Below are 22,074 nucleotides of genomic sequence, written 5' to 3'. Positions count from 1 at the left end.
TCACCGAAGACGTCGGCATCCCCGGCGCCACCCTCGAACACTGCTTACAGTCTACCGCCCGGCACTGACAACGGGGAGTTCACAAGGAGCCACAAAAGCCCAGGTGGGGAAGGGAATTGGCGTCGCGTCACAGCAGGTCCGGGAGGTACGGGTGAGGCATCAGGAAATCGAACAAGATGGTCGGCGCGTACCGTGTGCTCATGGAGATCTGGATCAACCCCGCGTGTTCGAAGTGCCGCAGCGCCCTGACGCTGCTCGACGCCGAGGGTGCCGACTACACCGTCCGCCGCTATCTGGAGGACGTGCCGAGCGAGGACGAGATCCGGGGGGTGCTCGACCGCCTCGGTCTCGAACCCTGGGACATCACCCGTACCCAGGAGGCCGACGCGAAGGACCTCGGACTCAAGGAGTGGCCGCGGGACGCCGGTTCGCGCGACCGCTGGATCACGGCGCTCGCGGAGCACCCGAAGCTGATCCAGCGCCCGATCATCACCGCGGACGACGGAACGGCGGTGGTCGGCCGCACCGACGAGGCCGTACGGGACGCCCTGTCACGCTGACGCACAGGCGAGCCGCCAACCCGCCTGTGGCACAGGTCACTTCAGTGACTCCTGTAACCGCTGAGTAACCTCGTTCGGTATCTCGTACATAGCGGCGTACGCTCCCCTACCTCTTCAGGAGGCGCGCATGTCGCGTAGGAGAACTCTCGGCACGAAGAAGAAGATCGCGCTGCTGGTGAGCGCGGCGACCGTGGCGGGGGGCGGGGCCTTCGTCATGGCGAGCACGTCGAACGCCGCGCCGACCCCCAAGTCGGCGTCGGAGTCGACGGTCTGCCTGGGTCTCGCCACCGCCCTCGGCAACAACCAGAAGTTCATCGCCGACCAGCGGGCCGACCCGGACGCGCAGTCCGAGGCGCGGATCGCCAACCGCGAGGCGGTCGTCGCGGAGATCAAGCGGAAGCAGGAGGCGTCGGGATGCGCCGTCGGGGAGTCGGCTCAGGACTCCCAGACCGCGCAGCCGTCGCAGCCCGCCCAGTCGGCACAGCCCTCGGACCCGGCGGCCTCGGCGCAGCCCTCGCAGCCGGCCGGGTCCGCCCCCGCGGGAGACACCGGCGGCGGTGCCGCCGCCTCCGGGCAGCAGGTGTGCAACGGCTCCACGGTCACGCTCTCCGGCGAGGGCGGTGCGCCTGCCGCGTCCAGCAACCAGTTCCCGGCCGGCACGAAGCTGAAGGTCACCAACCTGGACAACAACAAGTCCACGACGGTGGAGGTCACTTCGGTCTCCGGCAGCTGTGCGCTGCTCAACAACGCGGCCTTCGAACAGGTCCGTGAGCCCGGCAAGTTCCTGATCCGCCGGGCCCTGATCGAGAAGGTGGGGTGACGCCGTACGACCCAGTGAACCGATGAGGCGGCGGCCACCCCCTCGGCCGCCCACCTCGTACGTGTCACCGGTCCTGCTGCCCCCGGCCAGGGGCAGCAGGACCGGGCGTGTGCGGGCCGCGCGGCGCCGGGCACCGGCTTGACGGAGGGAAGCCGGTGCCCGCCGCCGCCCGGCGCGAAGCGGCCTCTCGGCGTGAAGTACGGCACAGCCTGACCCGGTAACACGGGGTTCACATGCGAGCAATGGCCGGGAAATCGCCTGTTGCCAGGCTGCCGGGCAGCAGACGCGGCGCCCCAGTGCCGCAGCGCCGCAAGCACCCGCGATACGCGCCCGGACACACCCGAGGATGAGGCCCGTGACCTTCAAGGCTGAGTACATCTGGATCGACGGCACCGAGCCGACGGCCAAACTGCGTTCCAAGACGAAGATCATGGCGGGCTCTCCCGCCGGTCTGGACGCGCTGCCGATCTGGGGCTTCGACGGGTCCTCCACCAACCAGGCCGAGGGCCACGCCTCGGACTGCGTCCTCAACCCGGTCTTCACCTGCCCGGACCCGATCCGCGGCGGCGACGACATCCTGGTGCTGTGCGAGGTCCTGAACATCGACCTCACCCCGCACGCCACCAACACCCGTGCGGCGCTGGCCGAGGTCGAGGAGAGGTTCGCGGCGCAGGAGCCGATCTTCGGCATCGAGCAGGAGTACACGTTCTTCAAGGACGGCTACCCGCTCGGCTTCCCCAAGGGCGGCTTCCCCGCCCCGCAGGGCGGCTACTACTGCGGTGTCGGCGCGGACGAGATCTTCGGCCGTGACGTCGTCGAGGCGCACCTGGACAACTGCCTGAAGGCCGGCCTCGCCATCTCCGGCATCAACGCCGAGGTCATGCCCGGTCAGTGGGAGTTCCAGGTCGGCCCGGTCGCCCCGCTGGAGGTCTCCGACCACCTGTGGGTGGCCCGCTGGCTGCTCTACCGCACCGCCGAGGACTTCGACGTCGCCGCCACCCTCGACCCCAAGCCGGTCAAGGGCGACTGGAACGGCGCCGGCGCGCACACCAACTTCTCCACCAAGGCGATGCGCGAGGGCTACGACGCGATCATCACCGCGGCCGAGTCGCTCGGCGAGGGCTCCAAGCCGCTCGACCACGTCAAGAACTACGGCGCCGGCATCGACGACCGCCTCACCGGCCTGCACGAGACCGCCCCGTGGAACGAGTACTCCTACGGCGTCTCCAACCGCGGTGCCTCGGTCCGTATCCCGTGGCAGGTGGAGAAGGACGGCAAGGGCTACATCGAGGACCGCCGCCCGAACGCCAACGTCGACCCGTACGTGGTGACGCGTCTGCTCGTCGACACCTGCTGCTCGGCGCTGGAGAAGGCCGGCCAGGTCTGATCCGCCCCGCAGGCTCCTGAAGGGGGCGCTCACCGTTCGCGGTGGGCGCCCCCTTTCGTCTGCCGCGCCATGGTGGCTTGCCGCGCAGTTCCCCGCGCCCCTGACGGGACAGGGGTGTCCACACAGTGAGAGGAGGGTCCCCCAATGGGGATCAGCCCTGCTTCAATGGAGCCATGACCGGCTACCAGGAGTGCACCGCGACGGGTCGTCATGACCTCGAGCCCTTCTGGCCGTCCCGCCAGGACCACGACTTCGACCGGGTGTGTTGCCGCGCGATGAACGCGCCGGCCCTCTAACGCCGTACACCCCGGCCTTCGGCCGGCGCGAACCGCGTACGTCTCCCTCGGCGAGCCCGACCACGAATCGCGGCCGTCGACCTCTCCGACGAACTCCTCGCGCGAAAGAGCTGACCTCTCATGGCGACCTCTCGTTCCCTGTCCACCGCCGCCCCTCTCAACGTCCCCGCGCCGCACGGCTCCCGGCACCGGCTGCGTGCCGTCGACCGGGACGAGGTGGTGACGGTCGCGGACCTGCTGCCGGGTGCCACCTGGCTGCCGGCGCCCCCGCACACCCTGCCGACGCTGCCGGGGCAGCCGCCGATGGTCGGTTACCTGGTGCTCGTCCCGGCCGACCAGCAGCCGCCGTTCCCGGTGGCGGTGCCCGGCCCGCCGCAGGCCGCCGGGCCGGTGCCCGCTGCCGAGCCGGGCGGCGAGCCGCTGATCCGCGTCGACACCGCGCAGCGCACCGCCCGGGTGGCCGGGCGGCCCCTCGACCTCACGTACCTGGAGTTCGAGCTGCTGGCGCACCTGGTGGCGCATCCGGGCCGGGTGCACACCCGCGACCAGCTGGTCGGCACCGTGTGGGGCTACGGGCACGTGGGCGACGGCCGCACGGTCGACGTCCACGTCGCCCGCCTGCGCCGCAAGCTGGGCGTGGAGCACCGCGACACGATCCGGACGGTGCGCCGCGTCGGCTACACCTACGTGCCGCCGACGGGACACTGATCCTCCCGGGCGGCCGGGGGTGCGCCGTCTGCTGACAGCAGATCCCCGTTCCGCCCCCTCGCCCGACCGGGCAGAGTCACCGGCATGAGGCTTCTGATGCTGGGTGGCACGGAGTTCGTGGGACGGGCCGTCGTGGAGGCGGCGCTGGGCCGGGGCTGGGAGGTGACCGTCTTCCACCGGGGGCGGCACGAGGCCCCGCCGGGCGCGCGGTCGCTGCTCGGTGACCGCACCGCGCCCGGCGGTCTCTCCGCCCTGGCGGACGACCCGGGCGAGTGGGACGTCGTCGTCGACACCTGGTCGGCGGCGCCGAGCGCGGTGCGGGACACGGCGCGGCTGCTGCGGGGCCGCGCCGGCCGCTACGTGTACGTGTCGAGCTGCTCGGTGTACGCGTGGGCGCCGCCCGCCGGGTACACCGAGGACGCGCCCGTGGTGGAGGGGGCGTCGGCCGACGCGGAACAGACCGACTACGCCCGGGACAAGCGGGGCGGCGAGCTGGCCGCCGTCGCGTCCTTCGGCGCGGACCGTTCGCTGCTCGTCCGGGCCGGGCTGATCCTCGGTCCGTACGAGAACGTCGGCCGCCTCCCGTGGTGGCTGACCCGGATGTCCCGCGGTGGGCCGGTCCTGGCGCCGGGACCGCGGGACCTCCCCCTGCAGTACGTCGACGTCCGGGACCTGTCGGAGTGGATCCTCGGCGCGGCGGAGCAGGAGCTGAGCGGGCCGTACACCCTGGTGAGCCCGCAGGGGCACGCCACGATGGGGACGTTCCTCGAGGCGTGCGCGCGGGTCACGGGCGGTGCGGCCGAGCTCCGCTGGACCGAGCCCGGGGTGATCCTGGAGGCGGGCATCGAGCCGTGGACGCAATTGCCGGTGTGGGTGCCGCCGGGCAGCGACCTGCACGACGCCCTGCACAGCGCGGACGTCTCCCGGGCGGTCGGGGCCGGCCTGGTCTGCCGGCCCGTCGGGGAGACCGTGGCGGACACCTGGAACTGGCTGGGCGGCATCGGCGGTGTCGCGCCGCAGCGCCCGGACCGGACGAGCAAGGGCCTCGACCCGGAGGTGGAGGCTAAGGTGCTCGCGGCGGGAACCGGCGCGTGAACCTCCGCACGCCGCCCCCCGGGTGTACGTAGCACCACCCCCCGACCGGGTGTCCGGCCCCGTGACCCGGCCCGCGCGCTCGACGAGACTGACGCCATGACCATGGACACGAAGAACGGCAACGGGCGGACGGCAGGGCGGGGCATCGGGATCGCCGCGATACGGGGGCTGGCGCTGGCCCTGATCTCCCTGCCGGGGGCGGTGCTGGGCTTCTGTCTGTCGCTGGTCTCGATCGCGCTCATCCCGCTCGGGGTCGGGCTCGTCACCACGCCGTACGTGCTGACGGGGGTGCGGGCGTTCGCGAACTGGCGGCGCGTGCTCGCGGCGGAGTGGGGCGGGGTGCGGATCCCGCCGGCGTACCGGCCGCTGCCGCGGGGCGCCAACCCGTGGACGCGCACCGTCGCGCTGCTGCGTGACCCGGCGACCTGGCGGGACCTGCGGTGGCTGCCGGTCGACATGACCGCCGGGTTCGTCACGGCGCTGCTGCCGGCGGTGCTGCTCCTCTATCCGCTGGAGGGGTTCGCGCTGGCGATCGGGCTGTGGCGGGTCTTCCCCGACACGTATTGGTACGGGTTCGTGCCGGTCACCGGGCAGGCGTCCGCGTTCGGTGCGGCGGCCCTGGGCCTGGTGCTGCTGTTCCTCGCCCACTTCCTCAACCCGCGCGTGCTGGGCGTCCACTTCCGGCTCACCCGGGCCGTGCTCGGCGGCAACCAGCGGGAACTGGCCGAGCGGGTACGGGTCCTGACCGAGACCCGGCGGGACGCGGTCGACGCCTCCGCCGCCGAACTGCGGCGCATCGAACGGGACCTGCACGACGGGGCCCAGGCCCGGCTGGTCGCCGTCGGTATGGACCTGGGCACCATCGAGGCGCTCCTGGACAAGGACCCCGCTCAGGCCAAGGTGTTGATCGCGCAGGCGCGGAAGTCCTCGGTGGAGGCGCTGTCCGAGCTGCGTGAGCTGGTGCGCGGCATCCATCCGCCGGTCCTCGCCGAGCGTGGCCTGGGCGACGCGGTACGGGCGCTGGCGCTGCGGCTGCCGGTCGCCACCGAGGTGAGCGTCGACCTGCCCGGGCGGGCTCAGGCACCGGTGGAGTCGGCCGCGTACTTCGCCGTGAGCGAGGTGCTCACCAATGCCGTGAAGCACTCGGGCGCCGACCGGATCTGGATCGACCTGCACCGGGCGGACGGCATGCTGCGGGCGTCTGTCACCGACAACGGCAAGGGCGGCGCGGTGATCGGGGCCGGTTCGGGACTGGCCGGGGTCGAGCGGCGACTGGGTACATTCGACGGCGTCCTGGCCGTCAGCAGCCCCGCGGGCGGCCCCACCATGGTCACCGTGGAGATCCCTTGCGCGTAGTCCTGGCCGAAGACCTCTTCCTGCTGCGCGACGGACTCGTCCGGCTGCTGCAGGCGCACGGCTTCGAGATCGCGGCGGCCGTCGAGTCCGGGCCCGAACTGGCCGCCGCGCTGGCCGAACTGGACCCGGACGTCGCCGTGGTCGACGTACGCCTGCCGCCCACGCACACCGACGAGGGCCTGCAGTGCGCGCTCGACGCCCGCCGGAAGCGGCCCGGGCTGCCGGTGCTGGTGCTCTCCCAGCACGTGGAGCAGCTGTACGCGCGTGAGCTGCTCGCCGACGGCAGGGGCGGGGTCGGCTATCTGCTGAAGGACCGGGTGTTCGACGCCGAGCAGTTCGTGGACGCCGTACGGCGGGTCGCCGCGGGGGGCACGGCGATGGACCCGCAGGTCATCCAGCAGCTGCTGGCCCGCCGTTCGGGCGACGACCGGCCGCTGGCGCGGCTGACGCCCCGGGAGCGGGAGGTGCTGGAGCTGATGGCGCAGGGCCGGACCAACGCGGCGATCGCGGGCAGGCTGGTCGTGACGGAACGGGCGATCGCCAAGCACACCGCCAACATCTTCGCCAAGCTGGGGCTTGAGGTCTCGGACGACGACAACCGGCGCGTGCTGGCGGTTCTCGCGTATCTCGACCACGGCCGGTGAAACCGGACGAGCCGCTTCACTCACCGTGGACGATTCGCAACTTCCGGTGCCGAAGGGGCTGTTGAGAGCACAGAGTCCGCACGAATCTCGCATCAATTTCCGAGACCTCTGAACACCCGTGGGACGCCCTCCGTATGGAAGGGAGCCGCTTCACTCCTGTCGGGCGCCTCGATGCCCCCGAAAAAGGAAGTCAGAGGAGTTCCATGGGACGCAACACAAGAAAACGCCGCACGCCGCTGGCCACCAAGGCCATTGCCGCATCGGCGGCCCTAGCGCTCGGTGGGGGCGGGCTGATCTGGGCGAACTTCTATGCCTCGGCGCATGAGGAGACCTCGGCGAATCAGACGAAGTCCGCGGGCGCACAGATCGCAACGATCCAGTGCCCGGACGTAGGACAGAAGCTGACCGATGTGCCGGACGGTGCTCGCCAGGGGGTGGACAAGGAGCTGGCCAACCTCGACAAGCAGATCAGCGAGGCCTACACCCGCCTCGCATCCACGCGTCAGGCCCAGGCCGGTGACTCGGGCTTCGTCGACAACGCCATCCTCGGCCCGCTGAAGTCGAAGCGCGTCGCGGTCATCGACCGGATCGGCATCAACATCAAGCGTGTTGGTGGGCAGGCTCCGGACAATCTCGAGCAGCTGGCCACGTGCCAGGGCATGGCCGCCGACGCGAACGTCAACGACGGCAACGGCGAGGGCCAGGACCAGGGCGGCCAGGACCAGGGCGGCCAGGACAACGGCCAGGGCGGCCAGGACCAGGGCGGCCAGGACCAGGGCCAGGACCAGGGCCAGGGTGAGGACAACGGCCTCGACCCGGTGCCCGAGGGCAACGGAGGCCAGGCCGGCAACGGCCCGGTGGCGCAGGACTTCGTCAACATCGAAGACGTCCAGCCGAACTCCCGCGACCTCCCTAACGGTCTGGCCGCGAACGGAGACACCGGTTCGACCGGTACCTTCACCACGGAATGCGGCACGAACGGGAACAACCTGTTCAACTCCGACAACCTGATCGTGGCCCCGGGCGTCGACAACGGCGCGCACCACACGCACGACTACGTCGGCAACCAGAACAACGACGCCTTCTCCAGCGACGACGACCTCGCCAACGCGGACACCTCCTGCCAGAACCAGAGTGACAAGTCCACCTACTACTGGCCGGTGCTCAGGCTCCAGGACGGCTCGAACGAGTTCGACGCCCAGGACGCCGGGGGTGGCGCCGAGGGCAACGTCGGCACGATCCTGGAGGCCAGCCAGGCGGAGATCAAGTTCGTCGGCAACAAGAAGGGCGACGTCGTCGCCATGCCGAAGTTCCTGCGCGTCATCACCGGTGACGCCAAGGCCTTCACCAACGGCCTCAACAACGCCAACACCTCGTTCAGCTGCACCGGCTTCGAGGACCGGCAGGTGACGGACAAGTACGTGGTCTGCCCCGAGGGCAGCCAGGTGGTGCGCACGTCCAACTTCCAGAGCTGCTGGGACGGACAGAACATCGACAGCGCCAACCACCGTGACCACGTGGCGTTCGTCCAGGCCGACGGCAGCTGCGCGAACGGCTTCCAGGCCATCCCGCAGCTCCAGGTCCGCCTGGTGTACGACGTTCCGGCCCCGACCATCGAGAACGGTCAGGTGCAGAACCCGTACGCCGTGGACGGCTTCCCGGAGCAGCTGCACAAGCCGATCACCGACCACAACGACTTCATCAACGTCATGGACGAGAACCTGATGAACAAGGTGGTGCAGTGCATCAACAGCGGCCAGGAATGCCAGTGATGGCAGGCTGAAAAGCCGGCGGTGGGAATTTCCCACCGCCGGCTTTCGCATGTCCCCCGAAACGACCCGATCAGTTCTCCTGGTGACCGGAGTGCGAGGACTTGTCGTCCCGGCCCCCGCCGCCGGGGGCGTGCTCGGCGTGGTTGAGTCCTACCTCCACGGTGCCGCCCAGCGTGCCGCGCAGCCCTTGCAGCACGTCCTCGTGGCCGACGGCCACCCACTTGCGGCCGACCAGGTAGAAACCGCCGTAGTCCTTGGCCGTGTTGATCCACTCGCGCTGTCCGCGGTCGGTGGCGAAGGTCGCGAGGACGTATTTCTCCTTGCCCTTCTTGCACAGGGCCTGGCGGATGGTGTCCGCGTCGGTCTGCATGTTCGGCTTGCACTTGGCCTCGGCCGCGATGTGCTCCAGGCTGCCGCTCACCTCCTTCGGAACGGCCGCCTCGTCCTTGCCGCCGGATCCGCCGCAGCCGGTCAGCGCCAGTATCGCCACCGCGCCGCTCAGCGCGAGCATCGGTCGGGTCACCCTCATCTGTTCCTCCGGTTCTTGTCGGCACGGTCCTGCCACGGCACGATCCGGACGCATGCCGCACGGAGCCCCGGCAAGAGGCTCTCGCCTTCGATACGGCTGCGGCGCCCGCCGTGCTCAAAATCCCGCTGCCCCGGTGTGCACTCCTGTGCGAGGGTGTCCCGGTGGATCAGGACTGGGAAGACCGTGTGGCCGCCCTCTGGGACCGTTCCGACGACTACGCCGAGACGGAGGAGGACGAGGCGCGTTTCCGCGCCGACGTCGACGCCCTCGTCGCCGAGCTGCCCGAAGGCAGTCCGCACGCCCCGTTCGAGCAGGCCTGCGCCTGGGACTCCACGGGCCGCTCCGACAAGGCGGTCCCGCTCTACCAGGAGGCGCTGCGGAGTGGCCTCGCCGACGTCAGCCACTACAAGGCCCGCCGGACGAAGATCCAGCTGGCCAGCTCGCTGCGGAACATCGGCCGGGCCGAGGAGGGCGTCGCCCTGCTGACGCCCGAACTGGTCGCGCCCTCCGACGAGCTGGACGACGCCGTACGCGCCTGTCTCGCCCTGTGCCTGTCGAGCCTCGGCCGCGACCGGGAGGCCCTGGCGCTGGCCCTGGGCGCCCTGGCCCCGCACCTGCCGCGCTACCAGCGGTCCATGGCGAACTACGCCCGGCTGCTGGTGGAGCCCGGGGAGCACCCGGGGGCGTGACGCCGCGCAGCCAGGTGACCATCCACCGATTCGCTCGTTCTGCTGAACGTGCAGTCACAGGATGTCGCCCAGCGCCCCACACCCCCCTCCCCCGCCGGCCCGGTCGTGGACGTCGAGCAGGCCGAGGCCGCGCTCGTCGAGCACTACCCGCGGCTCGTCCGGCTGGCCTACCTGGTGCTGCCGCCCCGGCTCGGCCGCAGCCGCCGCGTCCTGACCGCACACGCCCTCACCCAGCGGGCCCTCCCCCGCACCCGCACACCGGCCCCGGTGATCCCGGCTCAGCATGGGGGTCCCCCCTGCTCGAGCGAAGCCGAGAGCTCGGGGGACCGCCGGGACGGTGACCCCGGCTACGCCCTGGTCCGTCTCCAGGTGCTGCGCACGGCGCTGGAGGCGGGGCTGCCGCTGACGGCGAAGGCGTGGCCCAAGAGGTCCCAGCTGCCGCCGCTGCTGCCGCACGTATGGGGTCTGAAACTGTTCCCCCGATCCGGTGGTGCCGAGGAACTCACCCTGGACCAGCGGCTGTCCACCCTGTCGGGACCGGCCCGGGCCGCCTACGCACTGCGCGGTCTGGAGCGGCTCACGGACGACGGGGTGTGCGAGGTCCTCGCCGCGGCGGGCGTCACCGACCCTGAGGGCGCCGTGCTGGAGGCCGGCGGGGTCCCCGCCCAGTACGGGCTGCTCGACTCCCCCGAGTTCGACCCCTGCTCGCTCCAGGCCCGCCCCACCGACCTGATGCGCCGCCGCCAGCACCTGAGGGCCGCGCTGGCCGCCGGTGCCGCCCTGCTGGTGTGCGGGGCGCTGCTCGGCCTGCCCGGTGAGGGCTGGGGCCCCGAGGGCGCCGCGGCACCCCCGTACGCGCGCAACCCGGCCGCGCAGGCCGCCCTGGACCCGGCGAAGCTGACCCGCATCCCGCCGGGCGCGTGGCGCAGCTCGGCGCGCACCGACTTCTCCGTGTGGCCGGCCCGCGGCGAGAGTACCGGCGACAAGGCCCTGCTGCGCCGCGCCCTGGCCGTGTGGGCCCGCCCCGGCGGGACGGTCCAGGTGTCGGCCACCCCCGGCACCCTCTCCGGCGGCCCGGCCGGACCGCCCCAGCTGCTGTACGCGGGGACGGTCGACGCGGCGCGCGTGGTGATCCTCTACGACGGCCTGCGCATCGCCCGTTACGCCGAGCCGAAGGACGGCACGCAGGGCGCCGCCCTCGACTTCGCCCGGGTCGACGGGGCCGGCCGGGCCGAGGCGGGCGCGGTGGTCCTGGGCCGGTCCGACGGCAACGTCCGCTATCTGACGGCCCCCTGGGTGAAAAGGGCCGGCGAGCGGGACCTGATGAAGCCGGGCTCCGGCGCGATGGCCCTCACGCTCACCGACGGTGTGACCGCGCCCCTCGCCAGCCCGGCCCTGCGGTCCGGGCCCTGCACCTCGTGGAACGTCCTGCAGCTGGCCGACGGCACCAGGACGCGGCTGCTGACCGACCTCGGCGAACTCGTCCCGGCCCGGCTCACCACCGGACGGCCGGGCTCCCCGCGGGAGGTGTCCGGCGCCGCGGCGCTGCGCACCTGGCAGCCGTTCGCCTGCTCGCTGGGCACGGTGCGCTCGGCGGGGGTGCGCAGCGTCAACGCCTGGGCGTTCAACGAGCAGCCGCTGCCCGACGCGAGCGGTTCGGCGGCGTGGGTGTGCACGCGGGCCGAGACCTGGCGGGGCGGCGGGGCCCGGGTGCTGGCGCAGTTCCACACGCCGGGCGGGGCGTACGGGGCGGCGGCGGCGAAGGCCGAGAACGTCCCGGCGTGCGGGGCGCGTGATCCGTATGTGCTGGCCGGGGTGCTGTGGAAGTCGAAGGCCGGCGGCTGGTACCTGCTGGCCGCGGGAAGCCGGGAGACCGCGTCGATCCGGGCGACGGGCGGCGTGGACGGGGTGGCGCGGAGCAGTCTGCTGACCGTGCCGGCCGAGCAGGGAGCGCAGGCTCAGCTCAAGGGGACCTTGAAGGACGGGCGTTCGCTGCGCGGACTGCGCTGACGCGGGAGGCTTCCGGGCCCGCGAGGTGAGGCCTCGGGACCCCCGCGATCGATCCGGCCCGTTCGAGGCCGGAATCGATCGGTAAGGTGTTCGCATGACTATCGGGGTTCGCCGCAGAATGGGAGTCGAGGAGCGGCGGCAGCAGTTGATCGGCGTCGCCCTCGAACTGTTCAGCCGCCGCTCGCCCGACGAGGTCTCCATCGACGAGATAGCGTCGGCCGCGGGCATTTCCCGCCCGTTGGTCTATCACTACTTCCCCGGCAAACTCAGCCTGTACGAGGCCGCGTTGCAGCGGGCCTCGGACGATCTGGCGGCCCGTTTCGTGGAGCCGCACGAGGGTCCGCTGGGGGCACGGCTGCTGCGCGTGATGCACCGCTACTTCGACTTCGTGGACGAACACGGGCCGGGTTTCTCCGCCCTGATGCGCGGCGGTCCGGCGGTCGGCTCCTCGACGACCAACGCGCTCGTCGACTCCGTACGGCAGGCCGCGTATGTCCAGATTCTTTCGCACCTGGGCGTGACCGATCCGCCCGCGCGCCTCGAACTGGTCGTCCGTTCCTGGATCTCGCTCGCCGAGTCGACGGCGTTGATCTGGCTGGACGGCCGGCGCATCCCGCGCGAGGAACTGGAGCCCCAGCTAGTCAATGACTTCGCCGCCCTCGCCGCGGTCAGTGCCGCCTACGACGAGGAGATGGCCGCGCTGCTGCGCGGCGTCGTCAAGGACGAGCCGGCCGACGGGCCGTTCGCGATGCTGGTCGGCCGGCTCATCGCCCTGGCGAGCTGAGCCGGCTCAGCTCTCGAACTTGGCGTAGGAGGGGTCCAGGTCGCGGACCTCGGCGGAGGCGTGCAGCGCGATCCCCTCGGCGGGTTTGAGGTGGGTCCGCAGCAGCTCCAGCGCGGCCTGGGTGAGCCGGGCCTTGACATCGTCGGTGCGGCCCGCGAGCAGCGCGATGTGGACGTGCACATGGGCGTGCCCCTCGGCCTCGGGGCCGACGACGATGTCCTCGGTCGGGCGGAACCGGCTCTTGCACGCCGGCGGTTTGGCGGCCGCGATCTCGACCGTCGCCTCGTGCAGCGCCTTCGCGAATCCGGGCCGGTCGAAGTCGGCGGCGAGGTCGGCGGAATAGTCGACGGTGATCTGCGGCATCAGTACTCCTGTTTCTGGGCCAGTGGGCTCACCTTAGACAGTGGTGCCGGGGCTGTGCTGCATGCCGCCGGCGTCCCTCTCGGCGACCCCCGGGGTGTACGGGAGTGGGGCGTGCCGTGGCTCACGGCACGCCCCACCCGACGTGGTGCGCTATCCGGCTGCCCGGGTGAAGACGGCGACCGTGCGCCCCGGGACGGCGAACGTGCCCGTTTCGGCAGCGTAGGAGGAGGACTTGACGGTCAAGTCCGCCCCCGCCGCCTGGACCGGATGCAGCCGGTACCCCGCCTCGGCGAGTGCGGCCACGCGCTGATCCTGCCGCTGCGGTGTGGCGTTGAAGACGACGACGAGGTCACCGAGCCGCATGGTGATCACGCCGGGCGTCTCGTCCTCGCCGGACAGCGGGAAGGAGAGCCTGGACTGCACCTGTGCGGCCGTGCCGAGGGAGAAGTCCTTCTCGGTGCTGCGGATCCGCAGCAGGTCGCGGTACGCGGCCGAGGTGCCCTCGATCTGCTCGCAGCCCACGTCGACCCTGGTCAGCAGGGGTTTGGCGTACGGCCACTTGTCGGCGTTGTCCGCCGCCATGGGCAGGCCGCGGCCGAACCCGTTGCCGTCCTCGCACCTGAAGTGGACGGCGTTGAACCAGTCGCCGCTGTCGTAGGAGTTGCGGTCCAGGGACTTGGAACGCAGCAGGTCGGTGCCTGCCTGGGAGAGGGCCGGGCCCTGCGAGAGGGTGGCCGTGGCCATGGCCAGGACCTGCATCCGGGCCCGGTCGGCCGCGCTCGTCGAAGCGGGCAGTTTGAAGGCGAGTGCGTCGAACAGGGTCTCGTTGTCGTGCGCGTCGGCATAGGCGAGGGCCTCTCCGGGGGCGTCGGCGTAGCCGGCGGGGGCGCCGTTGTAGTCGACGTCGGAGCCCTTGACCTCCTCGCCCGCGGTGTCGGTGAAGCGGTAGCCGGCGAGGTTTCCGGAGAGACCGACCTTGATCAGGTCCTGGTAGTGCAGCAGGCGGGCCTTCTGCTCGGCCGTGGTTCCGTTGTTCTCGGAGGAGTTGGGATCGGTGTACAGACCGGACGCGAAGCCCTGGACGCCGGGGTCCTCGTCGAAGGGGCCGCCGCCGCGCACGGCGTCACGGGCGCGGTCGGAGAAGGTGGCGATGCCGGTGCCGGCCATGTTCTTCTGTGTGGCCTGGGTGAACCGGGCGTCGTCGGCGATCTCGCCGAAGTTCCAGCCCTCCCCGTAGAGGATGATCTTCTTGCCGTCGACGCCGTCCTTCGCGACGGTCAGCGCGTCGAGGGCCTTCCTGACCGCGAGGATGTTGGCCTTCGGGTGGTGGCCCATGAGGTCGAAGCGGAAGCCGTCGACCTTGTACTCCTTCGCCCAGGTGACGACCGAGTCGACGACGAGTTTGCCCATCATGGCGTTCTCGGTGGCGGTGTTGGCGCAGCAGGTGCTGTTCGCGACCGAGCCGTCGGCGAGGAGCCGCTGGTAGTAGCCGGGCACGATCCGGTCCAGGACGGAGGTGTCCGCCTGGCCGCTCGCGGCGGTGTGGTTGTAGACGACGTCCATGACCACCCGCAGCCCCTCGTCGTTGAGGGCCTTGACCATCCGGCGGAACTCGATCGTGCGGGCGGTGCCGTCCGGGTCGGTGGCGTAGGAGCCCTCCGGGACCGTGTAGTGGAACGGGTCGTAGCCCCAGTTGTAGGCGTCCTTCGCGGCGATCTTCCCGACGCACTCCTGCTGCCGGTCGGAGTCGGCGGGGAAGGAGGGCAGGTCGCAGTCGGGCTTCGCCTGGTCGGCCTTCTTCTCCGGGATGGTGGCGATGTCGAACGCGGGCAGCAGATGCACGTACGTGGTGCCCGCCTTCGCCAGCTCGCGCAGGTGCTTGCTGCCGTCACTGGCCTTGTCGGTGAAGGCAAGGTAGGTGCCGGGGTGCTTCGCCGTGCGGTCCGCCACGGAGAAGTCCCGGATGTGCAGCTCCTGGATCTGCGCGTCCCTCAGCGGTACGGCTTTCGGCTTGGTGTAAGCCGACCAGCCGGAGGGCTTGAGCGCCTTGTCGCCCAGGTCGACGACGAGGCTGCTCTTCGAGTCGGCGGTGAGGGCGAGGGCGTAGGGGTCGGTGACCTTGTTGGTGACGACCTTGCGGACGCTGGGCGCCCAGACCTTCACGACGTACCGGTAGGGCTTGCCCTTCCAGGATTTCGGGCCGGTGACGGACCAGACGCCGGTGGTGGCGTCGCGCTTCATCGGGACGGTCCTGGTGCCGAGCTCCAGGGCGACGGACTGCGCGGTCGGCGCCCACACGGACAGGGTGGGGCGGCCCTTGGAGAACGTCGGCCCCAGGTCGGCCTTCGTCGCGCCGGGGTACAGGTCGTCGAGGACACCGGCGATCTGGACACCGGTCGCGGCGAGCACCGCTCCGTTCGCGGCGTGCTGGGTGGCGACGACCTGGCCGCGCAGGGCCTTACGGACCCGGTCGCGGTCGCGCGGGTCGACGGTCCAGGCGTCGTACGCCTTCACATGCGGGAACTTCGCCTTCTGGGCGTCGGTCAGCTCGCTCTTCGACAGGCGCAGCCACTTCGCGTCGCCGGTCAGGGCGCCGTCCTTCACCGCGATCGAGCCGTCGCGGGTGTAGAGCAGCTGGGTGGAGGCGGCGGCGTCGGAGCCGTTCCAGGCGAGGGTGTCCCGGTCGATCCAGACGGCCTTGGAGGTGGTCAGGTCGAGGGCGGCCGCGCTGCCCGCCGGCTGCGGGAGCAGGTACTTCTCCTGCCCGCTCACCAGCCACACCTCGTGGCCGTTCGCCATGAGGTCGAGCGACCGGTCGGTGGGCAGGTCCTTCTCGTCGCCTTTGTGCAGGATGTAGCTGAGGCTGGTGGCTCCGTCGGTGAGCGGTACCTCGAAGACTGCGCCATAGGAATCAGTCTTGACCGGTTCGAGGGGCTTCGACCACTCGGTGGGGTTCGCGGCGCCGGTCCAGACGTGCAGTCCCCAGCCGTCGTAGTGCCTGTCGGCCCGGTGGTAGTGCAGGACGGCCTTGCTCTTGTCGGGAGCCGGGTACGCGGGCCGCTCGGTGGTGACGGTGTCCTTGCCCTGCTCGATCCAGATCTCGCCGGTCTCGGTGACGTCGATCGTGCGGTCGGCGGCGACGTCCTTGGTGCCGTCCTGGTCGATGACGAGGAAGCCGACGTTCGAGGCGCCGGGCTTGAGTTTGACCCAGGCGAAGGCGCCGTAGGCGTCGCGGCCGGTGAAGGGGTGGCTGTCGGGCCACTCGGTGGCCTCACCCTCGGCGAGGTCGCCCCAGGCGTACAGGCCCCAGTCGGCGTAGTCCCCGTCGGCGCGCTTGTAGTGCACGATCGCGTAGTCGCGGGAGGAGGCGGTGGGCGGCTCCGGGGCGGGCGGGGTGCCGGTGGTGGAGGCGGCCAGGGCGCTCGCGGTGCGTCCGGCCGAGTCGATGACGACGGCCTTGTAGCGCAGGGCCGTGCCGGGCGCCACGTTCTTCCCGATGGTGTGGGTGACCTTGAACGGGGCGTGGTCGGCGGAGCCGAGGGTCTGCCACCTGCCGTTGCCGGTCTGCGCGGCGAAGACGACGCGGTTGAGCTGTCCGCCGTCCACGTCGGCGGTGACCTCGACGGTGCCCGTGGCACCCGCGGGCGGGGCCTTCAGGGTGATGGCCGGTTCGGTGGCGGGCTTGGCGAGCCTGCCGGACGCCTTGAGGACGATCGCCGAGCCGGCCGGGACGGTGACGGTGAGCTTCTTGTCGCCGTCGCTCTTCACCGAGGCGCCGGTGCCGTGAATGCCCTTGAAGGTCATACCGGCCGAGCCGGTCGGAAAGGTCGACGTCTTCGCCTCGGCCGCATTGTTGAAGGCGACCACGTACTCGGTGCCGTTCTTCGCGTCGGTGCGGGAGAAGGCGTAGACGCCCGGACCGTCGGCCGCGTACCGCTGCTGCTGGACGCCGTCGGTGAGCGCCGGGTTGGCCTCGCGGAGCTCGGCGAGGGCGCTGATCTGCCGGTAGAGCGGGGCCTTGGTGTCGTAGGCGTCCTCGGCGTGGGTGCGGTCGGTGCCGATGCGGTCGTCGTCGAGGTAGTCGGCGGTGCGCGAGGCGAACATGGTCTGCCGGGCGTCCTTGTCGCCGCCCGGCCCGGTGAAGCCCTGCTCGTCGCCGTAGTAGACGACGGGGTTGCCGCGGCTGAGGAACATCAGCTCGTTGGCGAGCCTGGCCTTCGCGAGCAGTTCGGCGTCGGTGGCCTTCGGGTCGTCCTGCTTCAGGAAGGACCCGATCCGGCCCATGTCGTGGTTGCCGAGGAAGGTGACCTGCTCGTAGGCGTTGGCCTTGCCGGTCGTGTACTTGTAGTCGTCGCCGAAGACGCCGGCGAGCTTCTGCGCGCTCGCGCCCTGCGAGGCGTACTGGCGGGCCGACTCCTGGAAGGGGAAGTCGAGCGTGGCGTCGAGGCGTCCCTGGGTGACGTACGGGGCGGTGACGTCCGTGTCGGCCGAGTACACCTCGCCGAACATGAAGAAGTCGTCACGGCCCTGCTTGGCCGCGTAGGCGTCGAGGGCCGTGGCCCACTGGGTCCAGAACTCCATGTTGACGTGCTTCACGGTGTCGATCCGGAAACCGTCGATGTCGAAGTCCCGCACCCAGCGCTGATAGATCCGCTCCATGCCCCGCACGACCTCGGGCCGCTCGGTCCACAGGTCGTCGAGGCCGGAGAAGTCCCCGTGGGCGGAGCTCTCACCGGCGAAGGTGGAGTCGCCGCGGTTGTGGTACATCGTCGGGTCGTCGAGCCACGACGGGACCTTGTTGTCGCTGGTGACCTTCGGCGTGCGCGGGAAGGAGTCGCTGTCGACCTCCGGGAAGCCCCGTCGTCCGTCCGCGTAGTCCGCGTCGTCGAAGGGCCTGCCGTCCTTCGTCAGGTACGGGAACGCCCCTTTGGAGAGGTAGTCGTAGGACTTCTCCTCGTAGTCGACGACGTCCGCGGTGTGGTTGGTGATGACGTCGAAGAAGACCTTCATGCCCTTGGCGTGGGCCTTGTCGATGAGGGTTTCCAGGTCCTTGTTGGTGCCGAAGTGCGGGTCGACCCGGGTGAAGTCGGTTATCCAGTAACCGTGGTAGCCGGCCGAGGCGTTGGCCCCCGTCCCCTGCACGGGCCGGTTCTTGAAGATCGGGGCCATCCAGAGGGCGGTGGTGCCGAGGCCCTTGATGTAGTCGAGCTTCTTGGTCAGGCCCTTGAGGTCGCCGCCCTGGTAGAAGCCCTTGTCGGTGGGGTCGTAGCCGGTGGCGAGGCGGGTACCGGTGAGTCCGCCCTTGTCGTTGCCGGTGTGGCCGTTGGCGAAACGGTCCGGCAGGACGAAGTAGAACTGCTCACGGGTGGCGTCGTGCCGGGCGGACTCGGCGGCCAGCTTGGCGTCGGACGGGGGCGGGGGCGGGGTGTCCGCCCGCGCCGCGAGGGGTTGGACGAGTGCTGCGGCCAGCGCGGTGGCGGTGACCGCGGCGACCCGTCCGGCACGGGCGGTTCTGCGCCTTGCGGGCGCACGCCATCTCGGTATCACTGACGTGGACTCCTTGCATCGCGGCTCTCTCGGGTCCGACCCCGCGCGACCGTATCGCCGCCGAAACGCTTACAGCAAGAGTCCTGAAAGCATTGGAAAGAACTTTCAACCACCGGAGTCGGCCGGAACCGGAGACCCCCGCCGCACGGGACGTGCCGCAGGGGCCGCTCGCACCGCGAACGGACGTCCGCTCGCACCGCGAAAGGCGTCCGCGTCTAGCAGTCGGCCTTGCCCGCATAGATCGCCAGGGCCGCGTCGGAACCCAGCGTGGCCGTGAACTGCCCGCTGGGGTTCACCGTCACGGTCCTGTTGTTCTGCACATCGCAGTACGTCCCCGCAGCCAGCGACGTCTGATACGTACGGCTCAGCGAACCCGGCTCGTGATTGATGGCCACGAAGCCCTTGGAGCCCCGGCCGAACGCGATGGCGTCGCCGCCGTTGTCCCACCAGTCGGTGACCGTCTGGCCCCGGGCGGCGTTGCGGAAGCCGACCATGGACTTGATCTCCGGCCACTTGTGCTGGCACTTCCAGCCGTCCTGCCAGCAGGCGCCGACCTGACCGCCGTTCGGCGGGCCGGCGTCGTGGTCGGAGAACTCGTAGCCCGAGTTGATGTCCGGGGCGCCGTAGGGCCAGGCCAGCATGAAGACGTTGGCCAGGGTGTAGTTGGCGTTGTCCTTGTAGCTGAGGGTCGAGCCGTTGCGCTCGGTGTCGTGGTTGTCGACGAAGACGCCGGAGACACCGCTGCTCAGGTAGCCCCAGCCCTCGCCGTAGTTCTTCAGGTAGGCGAGGTTCTCGTTGTTGAAGACCCGCTTGAGGTCGTAGGCGTAGCGGAACTCCTGGACGTCACCGTTACTCGTGTATTCAGTGGGCTGGACGGCCTCGCCGGAGCCGTGGATGACCTCCTGCTTCCAGTACGCCGACGGGTTGTCGAGCCGGGACTTGATGTTCGCCAGGTCGGTGGCGTCCATGTGCTTGGCCGCGTCGATGCGGAAGCCGTCGACGCCGAGCGAGAGCAGGTCATTCAGGTACCCGGCGATGGCGCCACGGACGTACGACTCGCTGGTGTCCAGGTCGGCCAGGCCCACCAGTTCGCAGTGCTGGACGTTCCAGCGGTCCTGGTAGTCGCTGATCCGGCCCGTGCAGTCGTCGAAGTCGGGCGCCGAGTAGAGACCCGGGTAGCTGTACTTGCCGTACGACGAGCCGCCGGTGCCGGTGCCGCCGCCCGCCGACATGTGGTTGATGACGGTGTCCACGACGACCTTCACACCGGCCGCGTGACAGGTGTTCACCATGTTCTGGAAGGCCGCGCGGTCGCCGAGCCGGCCGGCGATCCTGTAACTGACCGGCTGGTACGAGGTCCACCACTGCGGGCCCTGTATGTGCTCGGCGGGCGGGGAGACCTGGACGTAGCCGTATCCGGCGGGCCCGAGGGTGGTGGTGCACTCGCGGGCGACCGAGGCGAAGTTCCACTCGAAGAGGACGGCGGTGACGTCCTTGGTGCCAGGTGGGGAGGCCTGCGCACCAGTCGGGTTCATGACAACCGCAGCCGCGGCGAGCGCGACGGCGGTGGCGAGGAATCTGCGTGCCATGTGGGGTTTCCTTCTTCGTTGAAGGTTCTTGCAGCAAGGTTCAGAAACCTTGCGGTGACGCAGATAGTAGAGGCCGCCACCCGAAAGGGCAGCGGGCCGTACGAAATTCAAAGGAAAATCAGGCGCGGGCCCCCGCGGTGGCGGTGGTCCACCACACCGTGGTGTCGGCGGGCACCTTCGCCTCGTCGTCGACCTCGACGATCTCCCCGCTCGCCACCAGCACCCGGCCGTACGCCGGCATCGCCACCGACTCGCCGGTGGTGTTCGCGACGCACACGAACTCCCCGCGCCGGAAGGCCAGCACGCCCTCGGGCGCCCGCAGCCACTCCACGGAGGTGCCGGCGCCGAGGTCGGGCTGCTCGCGGCGCACGCGCAGCGCGGTCCGGTACAGCTCCAGGGTCGAACCGGCCTCGCCGGTCTGCGCCTCGACGCTCAGCTCGCCCCAGCCCTCCGGCTGCGGCAGCCAGCTGCCACCGTCACCGAAACCGTAGGAGGATCCCGTCCGGGTCCACGGGATCGGCACCCGGCAGCCGTCGCGGAACCCGTCCTGGCCCGCGCCCCGGAAGTACGCCGGGTCCTGGCGCACCTCGTCCGGCAGGTCGACGACGTCGGGCAGGCCGAGTTCCTCGCCCTGGTAGACGTAGGCCGAGCCGGGCAGCGCCAGCATCAGCAGGCTCGCGGCCCGGGCCCTGCGCAGCCCCAGTGCGCGGTCGCCGGCCAGGCGGATCTGGGTGCCGAGGCCGGGCGGGTTGGCGAACCGGGTGGCGTGCCGGGTGACGTCGTGGTTGGACAGCACCCAGGTGGCCGGGGCGCCGACCGGGCGCATGGCCTCCAGGGTGCGGTCGATGACCTCGCGCATCTCCTCGGCGTCCCAGTGGGTGCTGAGGTACTGGAAGTTGAAGGCCTGGTGCAGCTCGTCGGGGCGGACGTAGTGGGCGGTGCGCTCGATGGTCGGCGTCCAGGCCTCGGCGACGAAGATCCTCTCTGGGGGTACCCCCTGCACGGAGTGCTTGGGGGAGTACTCGTCGAGGATCAGCCGCCACTGGCGGTAGATCTCGTGCACGCCCTCCTGATCGAAGAAAGGCATGACATCGTTGCCCAGCAGTTTCACCTGGTCGTGGGATCCAAGGTCGGGCAGCCCCTCAGCCTTCACCAGTCCATGGGCGACGTCGATACGGAAGCCGTCGACGCCGATGTCCAGCCAGAAGCGCAGGATGGAGCGGAACTCGTCACCGACCGCCGGGTGCTCCCAGTTGAAGTCGGGTTGCTCGGGGGCGAAGAGGTGCAGGTACCACTCACCGGGCCTGCCGTCCGGCTCGGTGACCCGGGTCCAGGCCGGGCCGCCGAAGATCGACTCCCAGTCGTTGGGCGGCAGTTCGCCGTTCGCGCCCTTTCCGGGGCGGAAGTGGTAGCGGTCCCGCAGCGAGGAACCCGGGCCCTCGGCGACGGCCCGCTTGAACCACTCGTGCTGGTCGGAGGAGTGGTTGGGCACCAGGTCGACGATGATGCGCAGGCCCAGCCGGTGGGCGTCGCGGATCAGCGCGTCGGCGTCCAGGAGGTTGCCGAACATGGGGTCGACGGCACGGTAGTCGGCGACGTCGTAGCCGGCGTCGGCCTGTGGCGAGGCGTAGAAGGGGCTGAGCCACACGGCGTCCACGCCGAGGTCGCGCAGGTACGGCAGCCGGGTGCGGACACCCTCCAGGTCGCCCATGCCGTCGCCGTTGCTGTCGGCGAAGCTGCGCGGGTACACCTGGTAGATCACCGCGTCCCGCCACCAGTCGCGGCGCTTGGCGACGGCCGTGGCGGACGTGGGGGTGGGGGCAGGTGCAGCTGAGTGCTGGCTCATGTCGTCCTTGATGCGTAACAGGATGTCGGTCATGGGAAGCGTGGAGGGGTTCGGGCGGCCGCGGCACAGCGGGGTCGGA

At 70.7% G+C, this 22,074-nt stretch carries 17 protein-coding genes; 12 read left to right on the top strand and 5 right to left on the bottom strand.

Annotated features, from left to right (window positions below; all coding sequences use genetic code 11):
* Nucleotides 1-200 precede the first annotated feature (200 nt).
* The 9 genes from ACFY9S_RS04450 to ACFY9S_RS04410 all read left to right on the top strand — a co-directional run bounded on the left by ACFY9S_RS04450 (nucleotide 201) and on the right by ACFY9S_RS04410 (nucleotide 8,638).
* On the top strand, nucleotides 201-560 hold the full coding sequence (locus tag ACFY9S_RS04450; protein ID WP_033312581.1) for an arsenate reductase family protein: 360 nt from the start codon (nucleotides 201-203) through the stop codon (nucleotides 558-560).
* A 127-nt stretch (nucleotides 561-687) separates the two neighbouring features.
* Complete coding sequence (locus ACFY9S_RS04445) at nucleotides 688-1,380, top strand: hypothetical protein (protein WP_391122724.1); 693 nt, start codon at nucleotides 688-690, stop codon at nucleotides 1,378-1,380.
* Between the two features lie 355 nt (nucleotides 1,381-1,735).
* Entirely contained in the window at nucleotides 1,736-2,767 is a 1,032-nt protein-coding gene (gene glnII, locus ACFY9S_RS04440; RefSeq protein WP_391122721.1) for a glutamine synthetase, read from the top strand.
* A gap of 173 nt (nucleotides 2,768-2,940) precedes the next feature.
* Nucleotides 2,941-3,063, top strand: coding sequence for a hypothetical protein (locus ACFY9S_RS04435; protein WP_391122718.1), 123 nt, complete (start codon nucleotides 2,941-2,943; stop codon nucleotides 3,061-3,063).
* A gap of 120 nt (nucleotides 3,064-3,183) precedes the next feature.
* Nucleotides 3,184-3,771: a winged helix-turn-helix domain-containing protein gene (locus tag ACFY9S_RS04430; protein ID WP_391122716.1), complete on the top strand. Its 588-nt coding sequence runs from the start codon at nucleotides 3,184-3,186 to the stop codon at nucleotides 3,769-3,771.
* 84 nt (nucleotides 3,772-3,855) lie between these two features.
* The gene (locus ACFY9S_RS04425) at nucleotides 3,856-4,866 is read left to right on the top strand and encodes an NAD-dependent epimerase/dehydratase family protein (RefSeq protein WP_391122713.1); all 1,011 of its coding nucleotides are present in this window, start codon (nucleotides 3,856-3,858) and stop codon (nucleotides 4,864-4,866) included.
* 96 nt (nucleotides 4,867-4,962) lie between these two features.
* Nucleotides 4,963-6,222: a sensor domain-containing protein gene (locus ACFY9S_RS04420; RefSeq protein ID WP_391122710.1), complete on the top strand. Its 1,260-nt coding sequence runs from the start codon at nucleotides 4,963-4,965 to the stop codon at nucleotides 6,220-6,222.
* Complete coding sequence (locus ACFY9S_RS04415; protein ID WP_102913192.1) at nucleotides 6,213-6,866, top strand: response regulator transcription factor; 654 nt, start codon at nucleotides 6,213-6,215, stop codon at nucleotides 6,864-6,866. Before ACFY9S_RS04420 ends, ACFY9S_RS04415 begins: the two co-directional genes overlap by 10 nt.
* Nucleotides 6,867-7,069: 203 nt before the next feature.
* Nucleotides 7,070-8,638, top strand: coding sequence for a DUF1996 domain-containing protein (locus tag ACFY9S_RS04410; protein ID WP_391122706.1), 1,569 nt, complete (start codon nucleotides 7,070-7,072; stop codon nucleotides 8,636-8,638).
* 70 nt (nucleotides 8,639-8,708) lie between these two features.
* Here the strand turns inward: ACFY9S_RS04410 and ACFY9S_RS04405 are convergent, their stop codons facing one another.
* Complete coding sequence (locus ACFY9S_RS04405; protein WP_391122702.1) at nucleotides 8,709-9,167, bottom strand: hypothetical protein; 459 nt, start codon at nucleotides 9,165-9,167, stop codon at nucleotides 8,709-8,711.
* Nucleotides 9,168-9,328: 161 nt separating this feature from the next.
* Between ACFY9S_RS04405 and ACFY9S_RS04400 the strand changes: the two genes are divergently transcribed.
* The 3 genes from ACFY9S_RS04400 to ACFY9S_RS04390 all read left to right on the top strand — a co-directional run bounded on the left by ACFY9S_RS04400 (nucleotide 9,329) and on the right by ACFY9S_RS04390 (nucleotide 12,650).
* A complete protein-coding gene (locus ACFY9S_RS04400; protein ID WP_391122699.1) occupies nucleotides 9,329-9,856 on the top strand; it encodes a tetratricopeptide repeat protein in 528 nt (175 codons plus the stop codon).
* Nucleotides 9,857-9,904: 48 nt separating this feature from the next.
* Nucleotides 9,905-11,866 carry a hypothetical protein gene (locus tag ACFY9S_RS04395; RefSeq protein WP_391122696.1) on the top strand — a complete coding sequence of 654 codons (1,962 nt, stop codon included), beginning with the start codon at nucleotides 9,905-9,907 and terminating at the stop codon, nucleotides 11,864-11,866.
* A gap of 94 nt (nucleotides 11,867-11,960) precedes the next feature.
* The gene (locus ACFY9S_RS04390) at nucleotides 11,961-12,650 is read left to right on the top strand and encodes a TetR family transcriptional regulator (RefSeq protein WP_391122693.1); all 690 of its coding nucleotides are present in this window, start codon (nucleotides 11,961-11,963) and stop codon (nucleotides 12,648-12,650) included.
* 6 nt (nucleotides 12,651-12,656) lie between these two features.
* Here ACFY9S_RS04390 and ACFY9S_RS04385 read toward each other — a convergent pair whose 3' ends face one another.
* From ACFY9S_RS04385 to ACFY9S_RS04370, 4 genes are all read right to left on the bottom strand, one after another.
* On the bottom strand, nucleotides 12,657-13,013 hold the full coding sequence (locus ACFY9S_RS04385) for a 5-carboxymethyl-2-hydroxymuconate Delta-isomerase (RefSeq protein ID WP_391122690.1): 357 nt from the start codon (nucleotides 13,011-13,013) through the stop codon (nucleotides 12,657-12,659).
* A 150-nt stretch (nucleotides 13,014-13,163) separates the two neighbouring features.
* Nucleotides 13,164-18,560 (bottom strand): pullulanase-type alpha-1,6-glucosidase, encoded by a 5,397-nt coding sequence (gene pulA, locus ACFY9S_RS04380; RefSeq protein ID WP_391122687.1) that lies wholly within the window; start codon nucleotides 18,558-18,560, stop codon nucleotides 13,164-13,166.
* A gap of 215 nt (nucleotides 18,561-18,775) precedes the next feature.
* Nucleotides 18,776-20,149: an alpha-amylase family glycosyl hydrolase gene (locus ACFY9S_RS04375; protein WP_391122684.1), complete on the bottom strand. Its 1,374-nt coding sequence runs from the start codon at nucleotides 20,147-20,149 to the stop codon at nucleotides 18,776-18,778.
* 118 nt (nucleotides 20,150-20,267) lie between these two features.
* On the bottom strand, nucleotides 20,268-22,028 hold the full coding sequence (locus tag ACFY9S_RS04370; protein ID WP_391122681.1) for an alpha-amylase family glycosyl hydrolase: 1,761 nt from the start codon (nucleotides 22,026-22,028) through the stop codon (nucleotides 20,268-20,270).
* Between the last annotated feature and the right edge of the window lie 46 nt (nucleotides 22,029-22,074).

This window comes from Streptomyces sp. NPDC012474, assembly GCF_042955185.1.
GTDB classification, from domain to species: domain Bacteria; phylum Actinomycetota; class Actinomycetes; order Streptomycetales; family Streptomycetaceae; genus Streptomyces; species Streptomyces cahuitamycinicus.
The sequence above is the reverse complement of the archived record's forward strand: the minus strand, read 5'-3'. Positions and strand labels throughout refer to the sequence as shown.

Excerpts from the sequence above, each read along its gene's own strand:
- ACFY9S_RS04370 (WP_391122681.1), bottom strand. The coding sequence starts at position 22,028 with ATGACCGACATCCTGTTACGCATCAAGGACGACATGAGCCAGCACTCA.
- ACFY9S_RS04435 (WP_391122718.1), top strand. The coding sequence starts at position 2,941 with ATGACCGGCTACCAGGAGTGCACCGCGACGGGTCGTCATGACCTCGAG.
- ACFY9S_RS04450 (WP_033312581.1), top strand. The coding sequence starts at position 201 with ATGGAGATCTGGATCAACCCCGCGTGTTCGAAGTGCCGCAGCGCCCTG.
- ACFY9S_RS04420 (WP_391122710.1), top strand. The coding sequence starts at position 4,963 with ATGACCATGGACACGAAGAACGGCAACGGGCGGACGGCAGGGCGGGGC.
- ACFY9S_RS04390 (WP_391122693.1), top strand. The coding sequence starts at position 11,961 with ATGACTATCGGGGTTCGCCGCAGAATGGGAGTCGAGGAGCGGCGGCAG.
- ACFY9S_RS04425 (WP_391122713.1), top strand. The coding sequence starts at position 3,856 with ATGAGGCTTCTGATGCTGGGTGGCACGGAGTTCGTGGGACGGGCCGTC.
- ACFY9S_RS04385 (WP_391122690.1), bottom strand. The coding sequence starts at position 13,013 with ATGCCGCAGATCACCGTCGACTATTCCGCCGACCTCGCCGCCGACTTC.
- ACFY9S_RS04430 (WP_391122716.1), top strand. The coding sequence starts at position 3,184 with ATGGCGACCTCTCGTTCCCTGTCCACCGCCGCCCCTCTCAACGTCCCC.
- ACFY9S_RS04410 (WP_391122706.1), top strand. The coding sequence starts at position 7,070 with ATGGGACGCAACACAAGAAAACGCCGCACGCCGCTGGCCACCAAGGCC.
- ACFY9S_RS04375 (WP_391122684.1), bottom strand. The coding sequence starts at position 20,149 with ATGGCACGCAGATTCCTCGCCACCGCCGTCGCGCTCGCCGCGGCTGCG.
- ACFY9S_RS04445 (WP_391122724.1), top strand. The coding sequence starts at position 688 with ATGTCGCGTAGGAGAACTCTCGGCACGAAGAAGAAGATCGCGCTGCTG.
- ACFY9S_RS04405 (WP_391122702.1), bottom strand. The coding sequence starts at position 9,167 with ATGAGGGTGACCCGACCGATGCTCGCGCTGAGCGGCGCGGTGGCGATA.